The organism is Lacrimispora sp. (assembly GCF_032078915.1).
Taxonomy (GTDB): Bacteria; Bacillota; Clostridia; order Lachnospirales; family Lachnospiraceae; genus Lacrimispora.
Window position 1 is genome coordinate 16,559 of the sequence record NZ_DAMAUN010000071.1, and the last position, 15,256, is coordinate 31,814.

Annotated in this window: 17 protein-coding genes; 13 read left to right on the forward strand and 4 right to left on the reverse strand. The window is 42.4% G+C overall.

The features are described from left to right. Window positions 1-107: 107 nt before the first annotated feature. The gene (locus RT269_RS22335; RefSeq protein ID WP_313185916.1) at window positions 108-320 is read left to right on the forward strand and encodes a hypothetical protein; all 213 of its coding nucleotides are present in this window, start codon (window positions 108-110) and stop codon (window positions 318-320) included. Window positions 321-1,200: 880 nt separating this feature from the next. On the opposite strand, the gene RT269_RS22340 is transcribed toward RT269_RS22335, so the two are convergent. Both RT269_RS22340 and RT269_RS22345 read right to left on the reverse strand, forming a co-directional pair. Beyond that, window positions 1,201-1,785 (reverse strand): hypothetical protein, encoded by a 585-nt coding sequence (locus RT269_RS22340; RefSeq protein ID WP_313185918.1) that lies wholly within the window; start codon window positions 1,783-1,785, stop codon window positions 1,201-1,203. Then, complete coding sequence (locus RT269_RS22345) at window positions 1,769-2,008, reverse strand: helix-turn-helix domain-containing protein (protein ID WP_313185920.1); 240 nt, start codon at window positions 2,006-2,008, stop codon at window positions 1,769-1,771. Before RT269_RS22345 ends, RT269_RS22340 begins: the two co-directional genes overlap by 17 nt. Before the next feature lie 374 nt (window positions 2,009-2,382). Between RT269_RS22345 and RT269_RS22350 the strand changes: the two genes are divergently transcribed. The 4 genes from RT269_RS22350 to RT269_RS22365 all read left to right on the forward strand — a co-directional run bounded on the left by RT269_RS22350 (window position 2,383) and on the right by RT269_RS22365 (window position 4,636). After that, window positions 2,383-2,658, forward strand: a complete 276-nt coding sequence (locus RT269_RS22350) for a hypothetical protein (protein ID WP_313185922.1) — start codon at window positions 2,383-2,385, stop codon at window positions 2,656-2,658. A 229-nt stretch (window positions 2,659-2,887) separates the two neighbouring features. Further along, complete coding sequence (locus RT269_RS22355) at window positions 2,888-3,106, forward strand: hypothetical protein (RefSeq protein WP_313185924.1); 219 nt, start codon at window positions 2,888-2,890, stop codon at window positions 3,104-3,106. A 50-nt stretch (window positions 3,107-3,156) separates the two neighbouring features. Beyond that, window positions 3,157-3,405, forward strand: a complete 249-nt coding sequence (locus RT269_RS22360) for a hypothetical protein (RefSeq protein WP_313185926.1) — start codon at window positions 3,157-3,159, stop codon at window positions 3,403-3,405. Window positions 3,406-3,514: 109 nt separating this feature from the next. Further along, on the forward strand, window positions 3,515-4,636 hold the full coding sequence (locus RT269_RS22365; protein ID WP_313185928.1) for a tyrosine-type recombinase/integrase: 1,122 nt from the start codon (window positions 3,515-3,517) through the stop codon (window positions 4,634-4,636). Window positions 4,637-4,810: 174 nt separating this feature from the next. Here the strand turns inward: RT269_RS22365 and RT269_RS22370 are convergent, their stop codons facing one another. Next, the gene (locus RT269_RS22370) at window positions 4,811-5,242 is read right to left on the reverse strand and encodes an RrF2 family transcriptional regulator (RefSeq protein WP_313185930.1); all 432 of its coding nucleotides are present in this window, start codon (window positions 5,240-5,242) and stop codon (window positions 4,811-4,813) included. A 210-nt stretch (window positions 5,243-5,452) separates the two neighbouring features. On the opposite strand from RT269_RS22370, the gene RT269_RS22375 reads away from it, so the two are divergent. After that, complete coding sequence (locus RT269_RS22375) at window positions 5,453-6,607, forward strand: trans-sulfuration enzyme family protein (RefSeq protein WP_313185932.1); 1,155 nt, start codon at window positions 5,453-5,455, stop codon at window positions 6,605-6,607. Next, window positions 6,600-7,784: a MalY/PatB family protein gene (locus RT269_RS22380; protein WP_313185934.1), complete on the forward strand. Its 1,185-nt coding sequence runs from the start codon at window positions 6,600-6,602 to the stop codon at window positions 7,782-7,784. Before RT269_RS22375 ends, RT269_RS22380 begins: the two co-directional genes overlap by 8 nt. A 112-nt stretch (window positions 7,785-7,896) precedes the next feature. Here RT269_RS22380 and rbr read toward each other — a convergent pair whose 3' ends face one another. Then, a complete protein-coding gene (gene rbr / locus RT269_RS22385; RefSeq protein ID WP_313185936.1) occupies window positions 7,897-8,490 on the reverse strand; it encodes a rubrerythrin in 594 nt (197 codons plus the stop codon). A gap of 607 nt (window positions 8,491-9,097) precedes the next feature. Between rbr and cysK the strand changes: the two genes are divergently transcribed. From cysK to RT269_RS22415, 6 genes are all read left to right on the forward strand, one after another. Continuing rightward, window positions 9,098-10,030 carry a cysteine synthase A gene (cysK, locus tag RT269_RS22390; protein WP_313185938.1) on the forward strand — a complete coding sequence of 311 codons (933 nt, stop codon included), beginning with the start codon at window positions 9,098-9,100 and terminating at the stop codon, window positions 10,028-10,030. A gap of 326 nt (window positions 10,031-10,356) precedes the next feature. After that, the gene (locus RT269_RS22395; RefSeq protein WP_313185939.1) at window positions 10,357-11,337 is read left to right on the forward strand and encodes a glutathione S-transferase family protein; all 981 of its coding nucleotides are present in this window, start codon (window positions 10,357-10,359) and stop codon (window positions 11,335-11,337) included. 17 nt (window positions 11,338-11,354) lie between these two features. After that, on the forward strand, window positions 11,355-12,536 hold the full coding sequence (locus RT269_RS22400; protein ID WP_313185940.1) for an amidohydrolase: 1,182 nt from the start codon (window positions 11,355-11,357) through the stop codon (window positions 12,534-12,536). Continuing rightward, entirely contained in the window at window positions 12,529-13,578 is a 1,050-nt protein-coding gene (locus tag RT269_RS22405) for a methionine ABC transporter ATP-binding protein (RefSeq protein ID WP_313185942.1), read from the forward strand. The genes RT269_RS22400 and RT269_RS22405 overlap by 8 nt, the downstream gene beginning before the upstream one ends. Beyond that, a complete protein-coding gene (locus RT269_RS22410; RefSeq protein WP_313185944.1) occupies window positions 13,571-14,239 on the forward strand; it encodes a methionine ABC transporter permease in 669 nt (222 codons plus the stop codon). Before RT269_RS22405 ends, RT269_RS22410 begins: the two co-directional genes overlap by 8 nt. A gap of 15 nt (window positions 14,240-14,254) precedes the next feature. Next, window positions 14,255-15,079, forward strand: coding sequence for a MetQ/NlpA family ABC transporter substrate-binding protein (locus RT269_RS22415; protein WP_313185946.1), 825 nt, complete (start codon window positions 14,255-14,257; stop codon window positions 15,077-15,079). Window positions 15,080-15,256: the final 177 nt, after the last annotated feature.

Below are 15,256 nucleotides of genomic sequence, written 5' to 3' on the forward strand. Positions count from 1 at the left end.
ATTCGGCTGTGAGAAAATATGGAGCTAAACAAAAAGTTAATAGGAGAGCAACTTAAAAATCTTTTTGGTGATAATACTATGGATATCACAAATAAGGAGGAGAAAAGATGCCTAAAAAAAACTATTATCAGCAGCGTGATGATGACATGAAAATTCTTATTGCTACAGCAAAGACTCGTAATAATTTAACAAATGACGGATTAGCAAAAAGGATAGGTATGCCAGTAAACACTTTTAACAAGAAGACATGTCACCCAGGGCTGTTTCGTTGCTCTCAACTTTGGTTACTTGAAGAACTGGCAGGTCAGAACCCCAAATAAGGCTGTGATGCAGTATTTCTTTATAAGAGAATTTTGTATAGAAGCAAAATAGAATAGCATGGAAAAATCCATTATACTGACAAATCAGTCCCCAAATTAGTTAAGGACTATTACTCAGGGTTTCTTTCCCGACTTGTTGGGAATAAATCCAAAGCATGTAGAGCGGAAAATTCCGTTGTACTGAAAAACTTGGTAGTTCTTATAGCATAGAATTCGGACTCCTCAATATGGTGAAATCTTGATGGAGTTCTCCACTTTAAAATTGGTCAGCAGTTTTTGATATGCAACGGAAAAAGTAATTGGAACAGAGCCGAAAATCCGGCCGTGTAAAGGGCAACGCAATTTTGCACAGTCATAATGAAGGGATGGTAAATTGATCTTCGCTTCGAGGTAATACCAGAAGACGAGCGTAGGAGATGATAATTGAAGTGAATGGACAGGTATTACAATCCTTATCACATTGGGAAGTGTCTGGATATGGGCGAAAGTTCAGTAAGGATGGCAATATCAAAATTGAACAGAAAGCAGGCAGTTAAGATCTAAAATCCGGATGTCTAAGATATTGACTTTAGAAAATTACACAATACCGGAGAGAATTTCCTTACAGAAAGCGGAGTATACAAGCTGGTGTTCAAAAGTAGTTGTTTGGATCGACCACAACTTATTAACATCACCGGGCTATAGTAAGTCATAAAACTGAAAAATTCGGATGTGACAATTAGTAACTTCCGAAAACTGAATAATGCTGGGGAGGGATCTTCGTACACATTACAACGCGGTTTTGCACGGCCCAGATTAAAGGACAGCTAAATTTTGGGCTGTCATGGTGGAGAACTCCACCATAAGAATGATCTGTCAAGAACAAATACATACATTGTAATCAAATAGTATCAGAATAAGTGGTTTCATCTAGGAGTTTTTCTATTATGTCTATGTAATCTGATAAAAAAGTAGTTTTTAAGTATATTGCTTGGATTTTGTCTTGCACAATTAAAAAGAAGCAAATACCGATTATTAATGACAAGAAGGTACCGACAATATGGAATTGTATAGAAGACATAAAGGTCTGATCCATAGAAGAAATTATCATGTCTAAATCATAACCCAATTGAAGCATATAGTCTTTATCCAATGTTGTAAACAAATCATTATTGTAATTATTAATAACGCTGACTAAGGAAAAGATAAAAGTCATCATAATGCTAATAATAATTGAAATCAAAGGAATTGTACTATTAGTATAAATCGAACTTGAGGCTGTAAGTAACGTTTTCTTTTGAAGTAAATAATGTTTAAAATTCGTTAAGTTTTTAGGGCTAGACTTATACATACTGTATTTTTGATATACATAGTCATGCCACATGGTGTAATTTTTATAGATTGAAGTTTTCTTTCCAATATTTATATAAAGAAAAAATTCATTCTTTTGATTAAAATTATATGGATTATTAAGAGTCTTGTTCATCGGGAATATACTCCATTATATCGCCGGGCTGGCAGTTTAATAGCATACATACTTTTTGTATAGTTCTAGTATCAGTGTGACCTGACCCATCTTTCATTTTGGCAACGATTCCTGGGCTAATACCAGAGTCACGTAAAAATTGCCATTTCTTTCCTTTCTCCTCTAGTAATCGGTCGAGCTTGCGGAAATTGATATATACGGGTTCTGCTGTTTTATTTGCCATTGTTACACCTGCTTTCTATATATAGTAACACATATTACTAATTATAGTTAGAAAACAGAAGAAAGTCAAGAATGTAATTTCGTACTATTTTTAGTAATACAGCCTATAAAAACGTACTGTTTTTAGTAAGTATAACTATTGATAAAACGTACTATGTATAGTAATATATGATCACGAGATAAAAAACAGCAAAGTACCGATAACTCCGAAAAGGTTATGAAATTCCGGCCAATATCCCTGAGAGAGAGCCAAAGCAATCAATAGTAAGGAAGATTACCAGAACGGTATAAGGATTCAATCCCGGTGAAGAGGTGCCTAGGCTGGCGAACAATAGTCCGGTAAATAATCCACCAGAAGGAAAGGAGAATTGCAACATGGGGGAAAGAGCCATTGAAAACAGAGTAAAGAAGCTGAAAGCAATAGAGGAGCAGATGAAGGTTTTAGAACTGGAGGCGGACGAACTGAAAGAGGAAATCAAGAAGGAGCTGGAAGCCAGAGGAGCGGAGGAAATGCAAGCAGGAAACTTCCTTGTAAGGTGGAAGAGTGTTATAGGCAACCGATTTGACAGCAAGGCATTCCCAAAAGAGCATGAAGCCCTATATAGCCAGTACTTAAAGCAGACAGAGGGTAAGCGCTTTACGGTAGCATAATAGATCGTAAGCGACTAGGGCTAATAAAAGAAGATCCGGCAGCAGAGAGTAACGGCAATTACATAGACCTGCTGCCGGACCACACACCAAAGTAAAAACCCCATGCATCGGCAAACGCACAGGGCTAATAAAAAAATTAAACCCGACCACACACCAATGCGATAAGGATAATTTAATTATAACATAGAATTATTACTTTGCAATCTAAAGCTGAGGAGGACAATTGAAAATGAGAAAAGATGATATAAAAATTATCAAAGGTATGGTTATGGAGTTCATTGATTTAAGTTTTGACGATCTTGAAACCGTAAAGTCTATAATTTCAAAGGACTTAGAGCATGAAGAAGCGGTACAGTATTGTGCTATTAAACTTGTTGACTTGACGATTAGAATTAAAAAAGAACTGGCAGTAACAGATTCAGGCAAAAAAGATTTCTTGGCCTGTTAAACAGTACAACCGCATAACAGGGAGCTATGATAAGGCTATGGAGTAGTTGAATGGGAGAAATAAGTGGCATTAGGCCATGGATAACTAAGAATATGAGGGGAGAATGTGAGATGATAAATCAAAATGGAGACATAAGCACACATATTATCGAAGGACAACATATCCAAATAGATGAACTGATGAAAATGTCAGAAGTGGAGTTTGATTCATTTTTGGATTTTATAGATTCTAAAATAGATAAAAAGCTCACAAAGTTTGCTATCTGGATATATAGCAATAGGGAGCGTACCATTCCATAGGTATTTATTGTGTGGAATTTTGGAAAAGATCGTTTGATGTAGAAAAATATTGAGGAGGGCAGCATACAGTGTTTTTTAGTAGCTGCCTTTCCAAAAGGAGTTAAACAATATGGCAGTAGATAAGAACGGGAAGACGTTACCGCCTGGGACCAGGCAGCGGAGCAATGGGAAGTATGAAGGGCGTGTGCAATATGAAAGTGAGCGCTATTCCGTCTATGCGGACACCTTAACAGAGCTTAAAAGGAAAATGAACGATTTAAGGTATAAGCTGGAACACGGGGAGTTTATAACCAATACTAAGCTAACATTGGGCGAATGGTACAAGACTTGGATTGAGCAGTACAAGGAAAATCAAGTAAAGGTTGGAACGATCATATCATACAATGATTATTTCAATTGCTGTATCAAGGAAGGTCTGGGGAAAAAGAAGCTGGTGGATATCAGGGGCGAGCATATTCAGAAATTCTATAATGATTTGAAGAAAAGGGGTTTTACCTTGTCCAGTATGAGGATTGTAGCTGCTATTCTTAATGGGTGTTTAAAGCAAGCTATGAAAAATGGATTGATTGAGCGGAACCCAGTACCATTAGCTACACTGCCAAAAGGAAAGGCTAAGGAAGAACATAGGGTATTTACAAAGGCAGAGCAGGACATTTTCATGGAGTATGCACAGGACAGCTATTTGTATAATATGTTTGCTCTGGCAATCAGAACCGGGCTAAGGGGCGGTGAGATCCGGGGGCTTAAACTGTCAGATGTGGACAAGTCAATGAGCGTGTTACATGTACAGAGAACTTTAAAATATATTGTTGGGAAAGGCTTTTTAGATGATACCCCTAAGACAACCACATCAAAGAGGGATATCCCCCTCACAAAGGATATGATAGCCATTATTGACAGAGAAAAACAGGTTTACGGGGAGAAGGTGTTAAGAATGGACGGATATATCTTTCATCTTCCCGATGGAACGCCGATCAGTCGGGAAAGGGTGCAAATTGAGATAGACCGGATTGTAAAGAAAATCAATAAAGCGGATATTCCTTTTGAACGATTCACACCCCACTGCTTCAGGCATACATTCGCAACAAGGGCCATAGAAAATGGAATGAAGCCTCAGACGCTCCAGACGATACTTGGACCTTCTACCTTGTCAATGACCATGGACTTATATTCCCATGTTCTGCCGACAACCAAAGCTGAGGAAATGGAGATGATAGCGGGTGCATTTTAGGGGCTGAAACAACAGCCCTTTTTATGCATAAAAATACTGATGGGGTACAAATGGGGTACGCTCCTTCATTTTCCATTTCCTCATGGTATAATTACACCCATAATAAAGCTGTGGAATCCTTGATTTAAAAGGAAATCTCATAAATATGACTGGTGTATTTGAGATTTCACTCCCCTAAATATAATATTCAGGAGACTCCTGGTACCTGTCAAGAATGTCCTGCAGGGTAATGCCATTTAAATAATTTGCAATAACTTCTGAAAGCCCCTGCCAGATGGGAAGGGTCAGACAGTCTGTCTGCCTGGAGCATATGTTTGGATCGTTGTCCATGCAGCTGACAGGATTTAAGCTTCCCTCTGAGCTGAGCAAGATATCTCCGATGGTTATCTGGGAAGGCTGCCTTGCCAGCTTATATCCGCCCATGTGACCACGGTAGGTAGTGAGCAGATTACTGCGGTTTAAAAAAGGAACAATCTGTTCAAGATATTTTTTAGAAATGTTCTGCCTTTCGGAAATGTCCTTTAAGGCAATGAAATCCTCATTATAATGCTCCGCTAAATCAATCATCATGCGAAGGGAATAGCGGCCGCGAGTCGATATTTTCATAGTATACCACCTTACAAAACAATTTTGTGTATCAATACCTATTTTACCATGGGTTGAATAGGTATTCAAGCCATGAAATAAAATTCTTTAGCAATAGAAAGAAACTATAGCAGGTGATTGCTTTTAAGTAATACCATTGACAGCGTTCCATTGGTATACTAAAGGAAAGAACAGATGCATGATTCCAAATTGAGAAAGAGGGGTATGAATATGGAATACGGGATTTCTACAAAATGTTTATATGGCAATGGGGAAGGGGTTGCTACAGACAAGTCTGGAGCCATCAGCTTTCCTATTTACCAGACAGCGACCTTTGCTCATAGGGGAATCGGGGAAAGCACCGGTTATGATTACAGCCGTCTGCAGAATCCAACCAGAGAGCAGCTTGAAAAGGTGGTGGCTTCCCTTGAAAATGGAGTGGATGCTCTGGCATTTTCAAGTGGTATGGCAGCAATCACTGCTTTAATGGAACTGTTTCAGCCTGGAGACCATATGATAACCGATTGTGATTTATATGGCGGGAGCATCCGTTTGTTTGATAATATCAGCAAGAAGAACGGGATTTTGATCAGTTCCGTAGACTGTTCCCGGGGGGATATTGCAGAATTTGAAAACCTGATCGGTGAGAACACAAAAGCAATATACATAGAGACTCCGACAAATCCCATGATGAATGTCATAGACATTGGTAAGCTGGCAGAGATTGCAAAGAAGAACCATTTGCTTTTGATCGTGGACAATACGTTTTTGTCCCCTTACTTTCAAAACCCATTGAAGCTGGGAGCTGACATTGTTGTCCACAGCGGAACCAAATACCTGGGTGGCCACAATGATACCATTGCAGGCTTTCTGGTCACCTCCTCGGCAGAGATATCTGAAAGGCTCAGGTTTATCATAAAGACGGTCGGTTCCGGTCTGGCACCTTTTGATAGCTGGCTCATATTAAGAGGGATTAAAACCCTTGGAATCCGGATGGAGCGGGGGGAGAAGAATGCCAAAAAGCTTGTGGAATGGCTGTGCCGGGAAAAGAAGGTCACAAAAGTGTATTACCCCGGAATCCAGTCTCATCCAGGACACGAGGTCTGTAAAAAGCAGGCCACGGGATTTGGCTCCATGGTTACCTTTGAGGTGGAGACAACGGAGCTGGCCCATCGTATTTTAAAAGAGGTGAAACTGATCCGTTTTGCAGAAAGCTTAGGAGGCGTGGAAACGCTGATCACTTACCCGATTACCCAGACTCATGCCGATGTGCCTAAAGAGGTTCTGGCCGCCAATGGCGTCACCGACAGGATCTTAAGATTATCAGTGGGGATTGAGGATTCAGAAGATTTGATAAGAGAATTGGAGAGAATATTTTATGTGTAAGGAAACAATTAATTTTGATGAGGTCATAAACCGTAAAAATACGAACAGCCTTAAGTATGATTTTGCAGTAAGAAGGGGAAAACCGGAAAATCTTTTACCCCTGTGGGTCGCGGATATGGACTTTAAGGTATCAGAGAAGATTTTGGCGGCCCTTCATGAGCGGGTTGACCATGGGATTTTCGGTTACAGCGAGGTCCAGGATGAATATTTTGAAGCCATCCGGGACTGGATGGAAAAAAAATATCACTGGAATGTGGAAAGCAGATGGCTGATCAAAACACCTGGTGTTGTATTCGCCTTAGCCATGGCTGTCCAGGCTTTTACAGATCCGGGAGATGGGGTTATGATCCAGCAGCCGGTATATTATCCTTTCAGCGAAGTCATTGAGGATAATGACAGGGTGGTCGTGGATAATACCCTGTATCTTGGAGAAGATGGCAAGTATCACATGGATTTAGAAGATTTTGAAAGAAAAGCAGAAGAGTTCCATGTGAAATTATTTCTATTATGCAGTCCTCATAATCCGGTAGGAAGAGTTTGGAGCCGGGAGGAATTGGAAAAATTAGGGGAAATCTGTATTCGCAGAAATATTCTTGTGGTCAGCGATGAGATTCATCAGGATTTTGTGTTAGAGGGAGAACACCTGGTATTTGCCAATCTTAGCGAAGAACTGAAAAACAGGACCATTACCTGTACCTCCCCAAGCAAGACCTTTAATCTGGCAGGCCTGCAGATTTCCAATATATTTATTGCAGATCAGAAGCTGAGGCGGAGGTTCCGCAGACAGGTGGCGGCAGCCGGGTACAGTCAGCTTAATACCCTGGGCTTAACCGCATGTGAAGCGGCGTACCGCAATGGAGAAGAGTGGCATGATCAGCTTATAAAGTATTTAAAAGCGAACATTTCCTATGTACGGGAGTTTTTAAAAGAAAAAATACCAAAGGTTAAGCTTATAGAACCGGAAGGGACCTATCTTGTCTGGCTGGATTTTCGGGAACTGGGCCTTACAGAAAAGGAGAGAGAAGACTTGATCATAAAAAAGGCAGGACTTTGGCTGGATAGCGGAGCCATGTTCGGCCCGGTGGGGGAAGGATTTGAAAGGATCAACATCGCATGCCCACGGTCTATTCTGGAACAGGCCTTAGGGAACTTAGAACAAGCAATAAATACGTTATAGAAATAGAAGAAGCTGCTTTTCACCAGTTGTGGTTTAAACTGGCTTCTGCTATGGAAAACGCCGGAGACCCGCATAAAAACGATGTTCTTGCGAGTCTTCGGCGTTTTTTAGTTTATTTTCCGAATGGAGAATCTTCCCGGCGTACAAAATATCCCTGGTTATGGCTGCAAACCGGACAGACTTGCGGCGCTGTGGTACCTTTATGGATATGGCCGCAGTTTAAGCAGATATATTCTGTGGTCGTATCGTTTACAAAGAGTTTATTGTTTTGCACCAGCTGTGCATACTGTGCAAAACGCTGGCTGTGTACTTTTTCAACCTCAGCGATCATATAAAAGGAATTTGAGATAGCAGAAAATCCCTCTTCCTTAGCCTTGTCGCCGAAGGATTTATAAATTGTGTCGTGCTCGGCAGCTTCGTGCTGGGCGGAGAGCTGCAAAAGCTCCAGAATGTTATTGGAGTTGTCAATTGGATAATTGGCGCTTATGGAGATTTCCTGCCCATTGAACTCCTTTAAGTGATTATAGAATACCTCAGCGTGTTCCTTCTCCTGATTTCCGGTATAATGGAAAAGCCAGTATAAAACGGCAAGATTTTGATTTTTTGCCTGGGATGCGGCAAATTCGTAACGCCGCCAAGCCTGGCATTCTCCTGCAAAAGCTTTTAAAAGGTTCTCTTTTGTAACGCTGTCTTTTAGTGCGACCATTTTTTGTTCCTCCTAATTAATTTACCAGTAGTGTTACCAGATTTCTCATGATTTATAATAAAAAATGGAAGATATGGAAAAATATTTATTGCGCCGCCATTTTCGATGATACCAAAAAGATGCAGAACCGATCACCATGTTTCCTTAACGGGTGTTCGGCTCTGCATCTTTGGCATGGATCATCCTTTTTATCCCCCGGCTTCCGATGATAAGTGAATCAGTGATAGGAGGACATGACCAGCAATGGAATCAATAAAATTATTGTAAAAAGGTATTGACACATTTCTCTTCATGTATTAATATAATTATAACATATAAACCTATTAAACATATAGGTGATGAAAAGAGATGATCAGTTATGAAGGAATTCAAATTCAAGGCAGCAGGAAATTATGGGTTTTATAATAATAGATGTTGTTGTCAGGCTGTATGTATGAATAGAGATATAGCTTTGTTGTAATGCTTATTATGATGCCTGATATCCTGGAATATGGGAAATATCCATACTTTCAACGGAACAAAGGAGCAGGTGCCGTAATTGGCAGCCGCTCTATTTTCATTTAATTAACCAAACTATTAAATATCATATAAAACGGAGGTAAAGAATATGGGTACAATCAAAGAAAGCGCAGTGGAGCTCATTGGCGGAACACCGATACTTAAATTAAGCCGGTACAGTGCAAAGGAAGGAATCGAGGGCGTTACGCTTCTGGCTAAGCTGGAATACTTAAATCCTGCCGGTTCCGTAAAAGACAGGATCGCTCTTGCTATGATTGAGGATGCAGAGGAAAAAGGGATTTTAAAGCCTGGAGCAACCATCATTGAGCCGACATCAGGAAATACCGGAATCGGTTTGGCAGCCGTTGCGGCAGCCAAAGGCTACCGGACCATTCTGACGCTCCCGGATACCATGAGCGTGGAACGAAGAAACTTATTAAAGGCCTATGGTGCAGAATTAGAATTGACCGAAGGTGCAAAGGGCATGAAGGGGGCTATTGAGAAAGCAGAGGAGCTGAAAACCAGCATACCTGGTTCTATTATCCTGGGTCAGTTTGTAAACCAGGCAAACCCCAAAGTGCACAAGGAAACCACCGGCCCGGAGATCTGGGAACAAACGGCTGGGGAAGTGGACATTTTTGTATCTGGCGTAGGTACAGGCGGAACCATTACAGGTGTGGGACAATATTTAAAGGAAAAGAAACCGGATGTCAGAATTGTAGCGGTAGAGCCGGCAAGCAGTCCGGTACTCTCCGGAGGCAAACCAGGGCCTCACAAGATTCAGGGTATCGGCGCAGGATTTGTGCCTGAAGTCCTGGATACCGGAATTTACGATGAAATAATTACCGTTGAGAATGAGGATTCATTTAAGGAAGGTAAGGCATTTGCAGTATCAGAGGGAATTCTGGTGGGAATTTCTTCCGGCGCTGCACTAAAAGCCGCAAAGCTGCTGGCGGAAAGACCGGAAAACAAGGGAAAGACCATCGTTGTCTTGCTGCCGGATTCCGGTGACCGGTATTTGTCCACTCCTTTATTCGGCTAAATTATTTCATGTAATAAGATGACTGGTGGTTTTGGAAACAGCTGGTTATAAGATTATCTTATTACCAGCTGTATTTTTTTCATATTATACAAATACCTATAGGAATGGTAAGATATGAGTATAAAGAAACAGAAATGTTTGGAAAGGAGTTAAAAATGGTTCAGATGAATGAGAAGATGTGTTGTTGCTGTAAATACGGAATGAATGGTCATTTTATTTGTATCTTGAAACCTGAAACTCCTGTGCATGGCTTTTATGCATAGAAGGCAGGTGTCAGAGGGCATCTGCTTTTTTTGTACTCAAATTTAGGAAAGAAGGAAGAAAATATGGCAATAGAAGAGAGATTCGGAAAGGTAGCGACTACGGAAGATACCCACGAAGTATCTGAAACAGGCGCTTTTGTAAGGCAGGATAATTATTTTGTCACACCCTTTGGTGAAGGGGAGGGAGAGCTTCCGGTGGAAGCAGGGCGGTACCGGCTCATATGGACGCCCCTCTGCCCATGGGCCACAAGGCAGGTCATTGCCCTAAAGCTTCTGGGGCTGGAAGATGTGATCAGCGTTGGTAAGGTAAGCCCCGTAAGAACGGAAAACGGCTGGGAATTTTCCCTTGACGAGGGCGGAGTTGATCCGGTTCTTAAAATCCGTTATCTCCCGGAAATCTATGCAGCCACGGACCCGGACTATGAAGGAAGGGCAACCGTTCCCACGGTGGTGGATTTAAAGACCAGAAAGGTGGTCAACAACGATTATCACCGTTTGACAAATTACTGGGAAACCGTATGGAAGCCATTTCATAAGCCGGGGGCACCGGATCTGTATCCTCAGGATTTAAGAAAGGAAATCGATGATCTCAATGGGATATTATTCCATGAAGTGAATAACGGGGTATACAAAGCAGGCTTTGCCCAGTCCCAAAAAGAATATGAAACTGCGTATGATGTGCTGTTTCGAAGGCTTGACTGGCTGGAAGAGCGGCTTTCAAAGGGGAGATATCTGTTTGGAGACCGGCTCACTGATTCTGATATCCGGTTATACGTAACCCTTGCCCGGTTTGATGTGGCTTACTATTTCAGCCATAAGACAAACAGGAACCGCATTGCGGATTTTGATAATCTGTGGAATTATGCAAAGGACTTGTATACGATTCCGGCATTTAAAGAAGCCACGGATTTTGATTCCATAAAAAGGGGATATCTCCTGGGAAGCCATGGGCACAATCCATACAACATTCTTCCCCTGGGACCGGATGTTTCCATCTGGGATGAACCGAATAACAGGGATGAAAAATTTGGAAAGAGAAAATAGGAAAGGCAGGAGCGTTCATGTCTGATTCTACGCTTTATAACCAGATTACAGAAACCTTCCATTGGTTTCACCAAAATCCAGAACTATCCTTTGAAGAATACGAGACAACTGGCCGAATTCGTGAATTTTTAGAATATTACAATGTCCGTATTCTGGATTTGGATTTAAAAACAGGATTAGTAGCAGAAATACAAGGTGCAAACGACGGTCCTGTGATCGCACTGCGCTGCGATATCGACGCTCTGCCAGTACAGGAAGAAACCCAATTACCCTATGCCTCTGCCATATCTGGAAAAATGCACGCCTGCGGCCATGATTTCCATACCACAGTTATGCTGTATGTGGCAAAAGAATTACAGGAGCAGCGGGAACATTTGCAGGGAACGGTGAAAATCCTGTTTCAACCTGCCGAGGAATCTTCTGTCGGTGCTTTGGAAGTAATCAAAACAAAGGTTCTTGATGATGTTGACGGGATCTACGGCCTTCATACCGATATCACACTCCCGGTTGGAAGCGTAGGAATTGTTTCCGGAAGCGTTACCGCCGCTGTTGACAGGTTTACAGTCAGACTCACGGGAAAAGGCAGCCATGCGGCTCACCCTCAGGACGGAATCGATCCTGTACTTACAGCCTCACAGATTGTAACTCTTGCCCAAAGCATCGTCAGCCGTAATATTGATCCGTTTTCTCAGGGCCTGCTCAGCATAACCCGTGTTACGGCAGGAAATACATGGAATGTAATTCCTCAGACAGCAGAGCTTGAAGGAACGGTGCGTACCATGGGCAGACACAATCGCCGGTTGATCGAAGAACGTTTCCGCACGCTGGTTCAGCATATTGCATTGTCACAGGGGGCAGAAGCAGAAATAGATTGGCTTGCAGGGCCTCCAGCCACAAATAATGCCCCGTGTTTTGAGCCTGTCGCTGCCGCCGTTGCAAAAGAACAGGGACTGAAGGTTAAAACTTCTTCACCGTCTCTCGGCGGAGAAGACTTTGCCTTTTACCAGGAAAAGATTCCAGGTTTCTTCATTCGCATAGGAACTGGTGAGTCCTATCCCAACCACCATCCGAAATTTCAAGTTGACACCAATGCATTAAAGCCGGCTATTGATTATTTCGCAGCTTTAGCACAAAAAACTCTTTTTGCCATAAAAAGCGGTGAATTGATTCCTGCGCAGGAGGAGGCATCTGATGATTGAAATTCAAAACGTAAGTAAACGGTTTGATTCTGCTTCTGGTGAAGTTCATGCCTTGCGGCAGGTCAGCCTTACGGTTGAAGAGGGCGATATTTTCGGAGTGATAGGCTTCAGCGGAGCAGGTAAATCAACCCTGGTACGCCTGGTAAACTTATTGGAACGCCCCTCTAAAGGGCGGGTGCTGGTTGATGGCACGGACATCACCACCTTATCAAAACCGGACTTACGAAAGCTGAGGAAAAATATCGGCATGATTTTCCAGCAATTTAATTTGCTCCAGTCCAAATCTGTCTTTCAGAACGTAGCGGCGCCGCTGGTATTAAACAAAGTGCCAAAAAAGGACATAGAAAAGCGGGTAAAAGAGCTCTTGCAGTTTGTGGAGCTTGAGGATAAAATCCACACCAATGTATCAAAGCTTTCAGGCGGTCAGAAACAAAGGGTCGGCATAGCCCGCGCCCTTGCCACAAATCCCAGCATCCTACTTTGCGACGAGGCTACAAGTGCTTTGGATCCTAAAACCACGGATTCTATTCTTGAGCTATTGAAGAAAATAAACAGGGAGCTGAATGTTACGATTCTCCTGATCACTCACGAAATGCACGTTATTTGTGATGTTTGTAACAAAGTTGCGGTTATGGATAACGGCAGGGTGTTAGAACAGGGTACAGTGCTTGAAGTGTTCGGTAATCCCCAGCATAAAATCACCAGGAGTTTTGTAAAGACTGTGATTGACGACAGCATACCAGGGAGCCTTGCCAAGGAAATTCTTAAATATCAGGGGGAAAACCGGATTTTCCGTCTGCGTTTTCAAGGAAATATTGCCGGAAAACCCCTGCTGTACCGCATAAGTGCGGAATACCACATGGAAAACAGCATTTTGTTTGCCACTGTTTGTGAACTTCAGGGAGTAGTGTTCAGCGTTATGATTGTGCAGGTGTTTGGTCCCGTTAAAAGGCTTGACGAGGTGCAGCAATTTATTGAAGATTCCGGAGTTTATGTGGAAGTCTTACGTTTGACCGGGGGAGAGGAGAATCACAATGATTGAGCAATATTTAGGCATTACCAGCGAACAGATGGTAATTGCAGCCGGCCAGACCGTTTATATGCTGTTCTGGGGGCTGGTGCTGGGATCACTTCTTGGGATTCCTCTCGGCATTTTACTTACCATTACACGTAAGGGCGGTATCCTGCAAAACAAAGTCGTCTATACCCTGATCAATTACACAATTAACATTGTCCGCTCCGTGCCTTATATTATTTTGCTGGTGGCTATTATGCCCTTGACAAAAATCATTGTGGGTACCCGGATCGGCACCCAGGCCGCTTTGGTTTCCCTGGTGTTTTACATAACACCATTTCTTTCGCGCCTGGTAGAAAGCTCGCTGCTAGAAGTTAATAAGGGCATCATCGAAGCGGCGGAAGCCATGGGGGCAACCCCTGTGCAGGTTATTTGGCACTTTTTGCTGCCGGAAGCATTGGGTTCGCTGATCTTATCCCTGACCACAGGTACCATCGGTCTTCTTGGTGCAACCGCCATGGCGGGAGCTATTGGCGGAGGCGGTGTTGGTAACCTGGCATTGACCTATGGGTATCAGCAATTTAACACTCCCTTAATGGTAGCAACCGTAATCGTATTAATCGTGTTTGTTCAGCTGATTCAAGGGCTTGGAAATTATTTATCAAAACGTGTCAGAGCACGTGAATAAAGGAGGAACCTGTTTATGAAAAAAATTGGATTCATTATCATCGCTGCTTTACTTGCCGTCACTGTCGCCGGCTGCTCAGCCAATAAAGAAAGCAAGCTGGGCCAGGACAAAAAAACATTGAAATACGGCAAGGCTGCAGGACCTTATACGGTATTGTTTGAAGATGCAGTAAAGCCCATCTTAGAGAAGCAGGGGTATCAGCTTGAAGTAGTTGATTTTTCAGACCTTCTGCAAAATGATACCGCGTTGAATGAAGGTGAAATTGACTTTAACGTGGAACAGCATACTGCTTATGCAGAAAATTTCAACAATAAGCAAAATGGAAACCTTGTTCCCATCTCCCCCATACCCACCGTTCCCGCCGGACTGTTTTCTGCAAAGCATACCTCTTTGGATGCAATAGCGGATGGCGCTATTGTTGCAGTGCCAAATGACGCATCCAATACGGCACGGGCTTATGCACTTCTTCAAAAGGCTGGCTGGATTAAGCTTAACCCGGATGTTCCCCTTGAAACGGTGAAACAATCCGACATCATTGAAAACACGTACAACATCAATTTTGTGGAAATGGATTCGTTAAACATCCCCCCTGCTCTGGATGATTTTGATTTTGCAGTGATCACAGGAAGTATTGTTTATAATGCAGGCATCGATCCATCTACCGCCATTTTACAAGAAGATATTTTAGATCATCTGATTTTACAGGTGGTTGTAAAAGAAGAAAACAAAGATACAAAATGGGCAAAGGACATCGCGGCTGCTTATCACTCAGACGAATTGAAAGAGTATATGAAAAAGAACAACTCAGGCTTGTGGTTCGTTCCGCAGGAATTGCAATAATATAGACTCCATCCGGTAACAGGATGGAGATAACCCAAACCAAGGAAATCAATTTATAAAAGAGGAGAGAAAATTATGAAGAAAAATATTGCAGGCAAATCAATCCTGGGGGTACTTACGGCAGTGGCTGTATTAGGAGCCCTGACCGGATGCAAGAGCAGTACCAATACAGCGGCA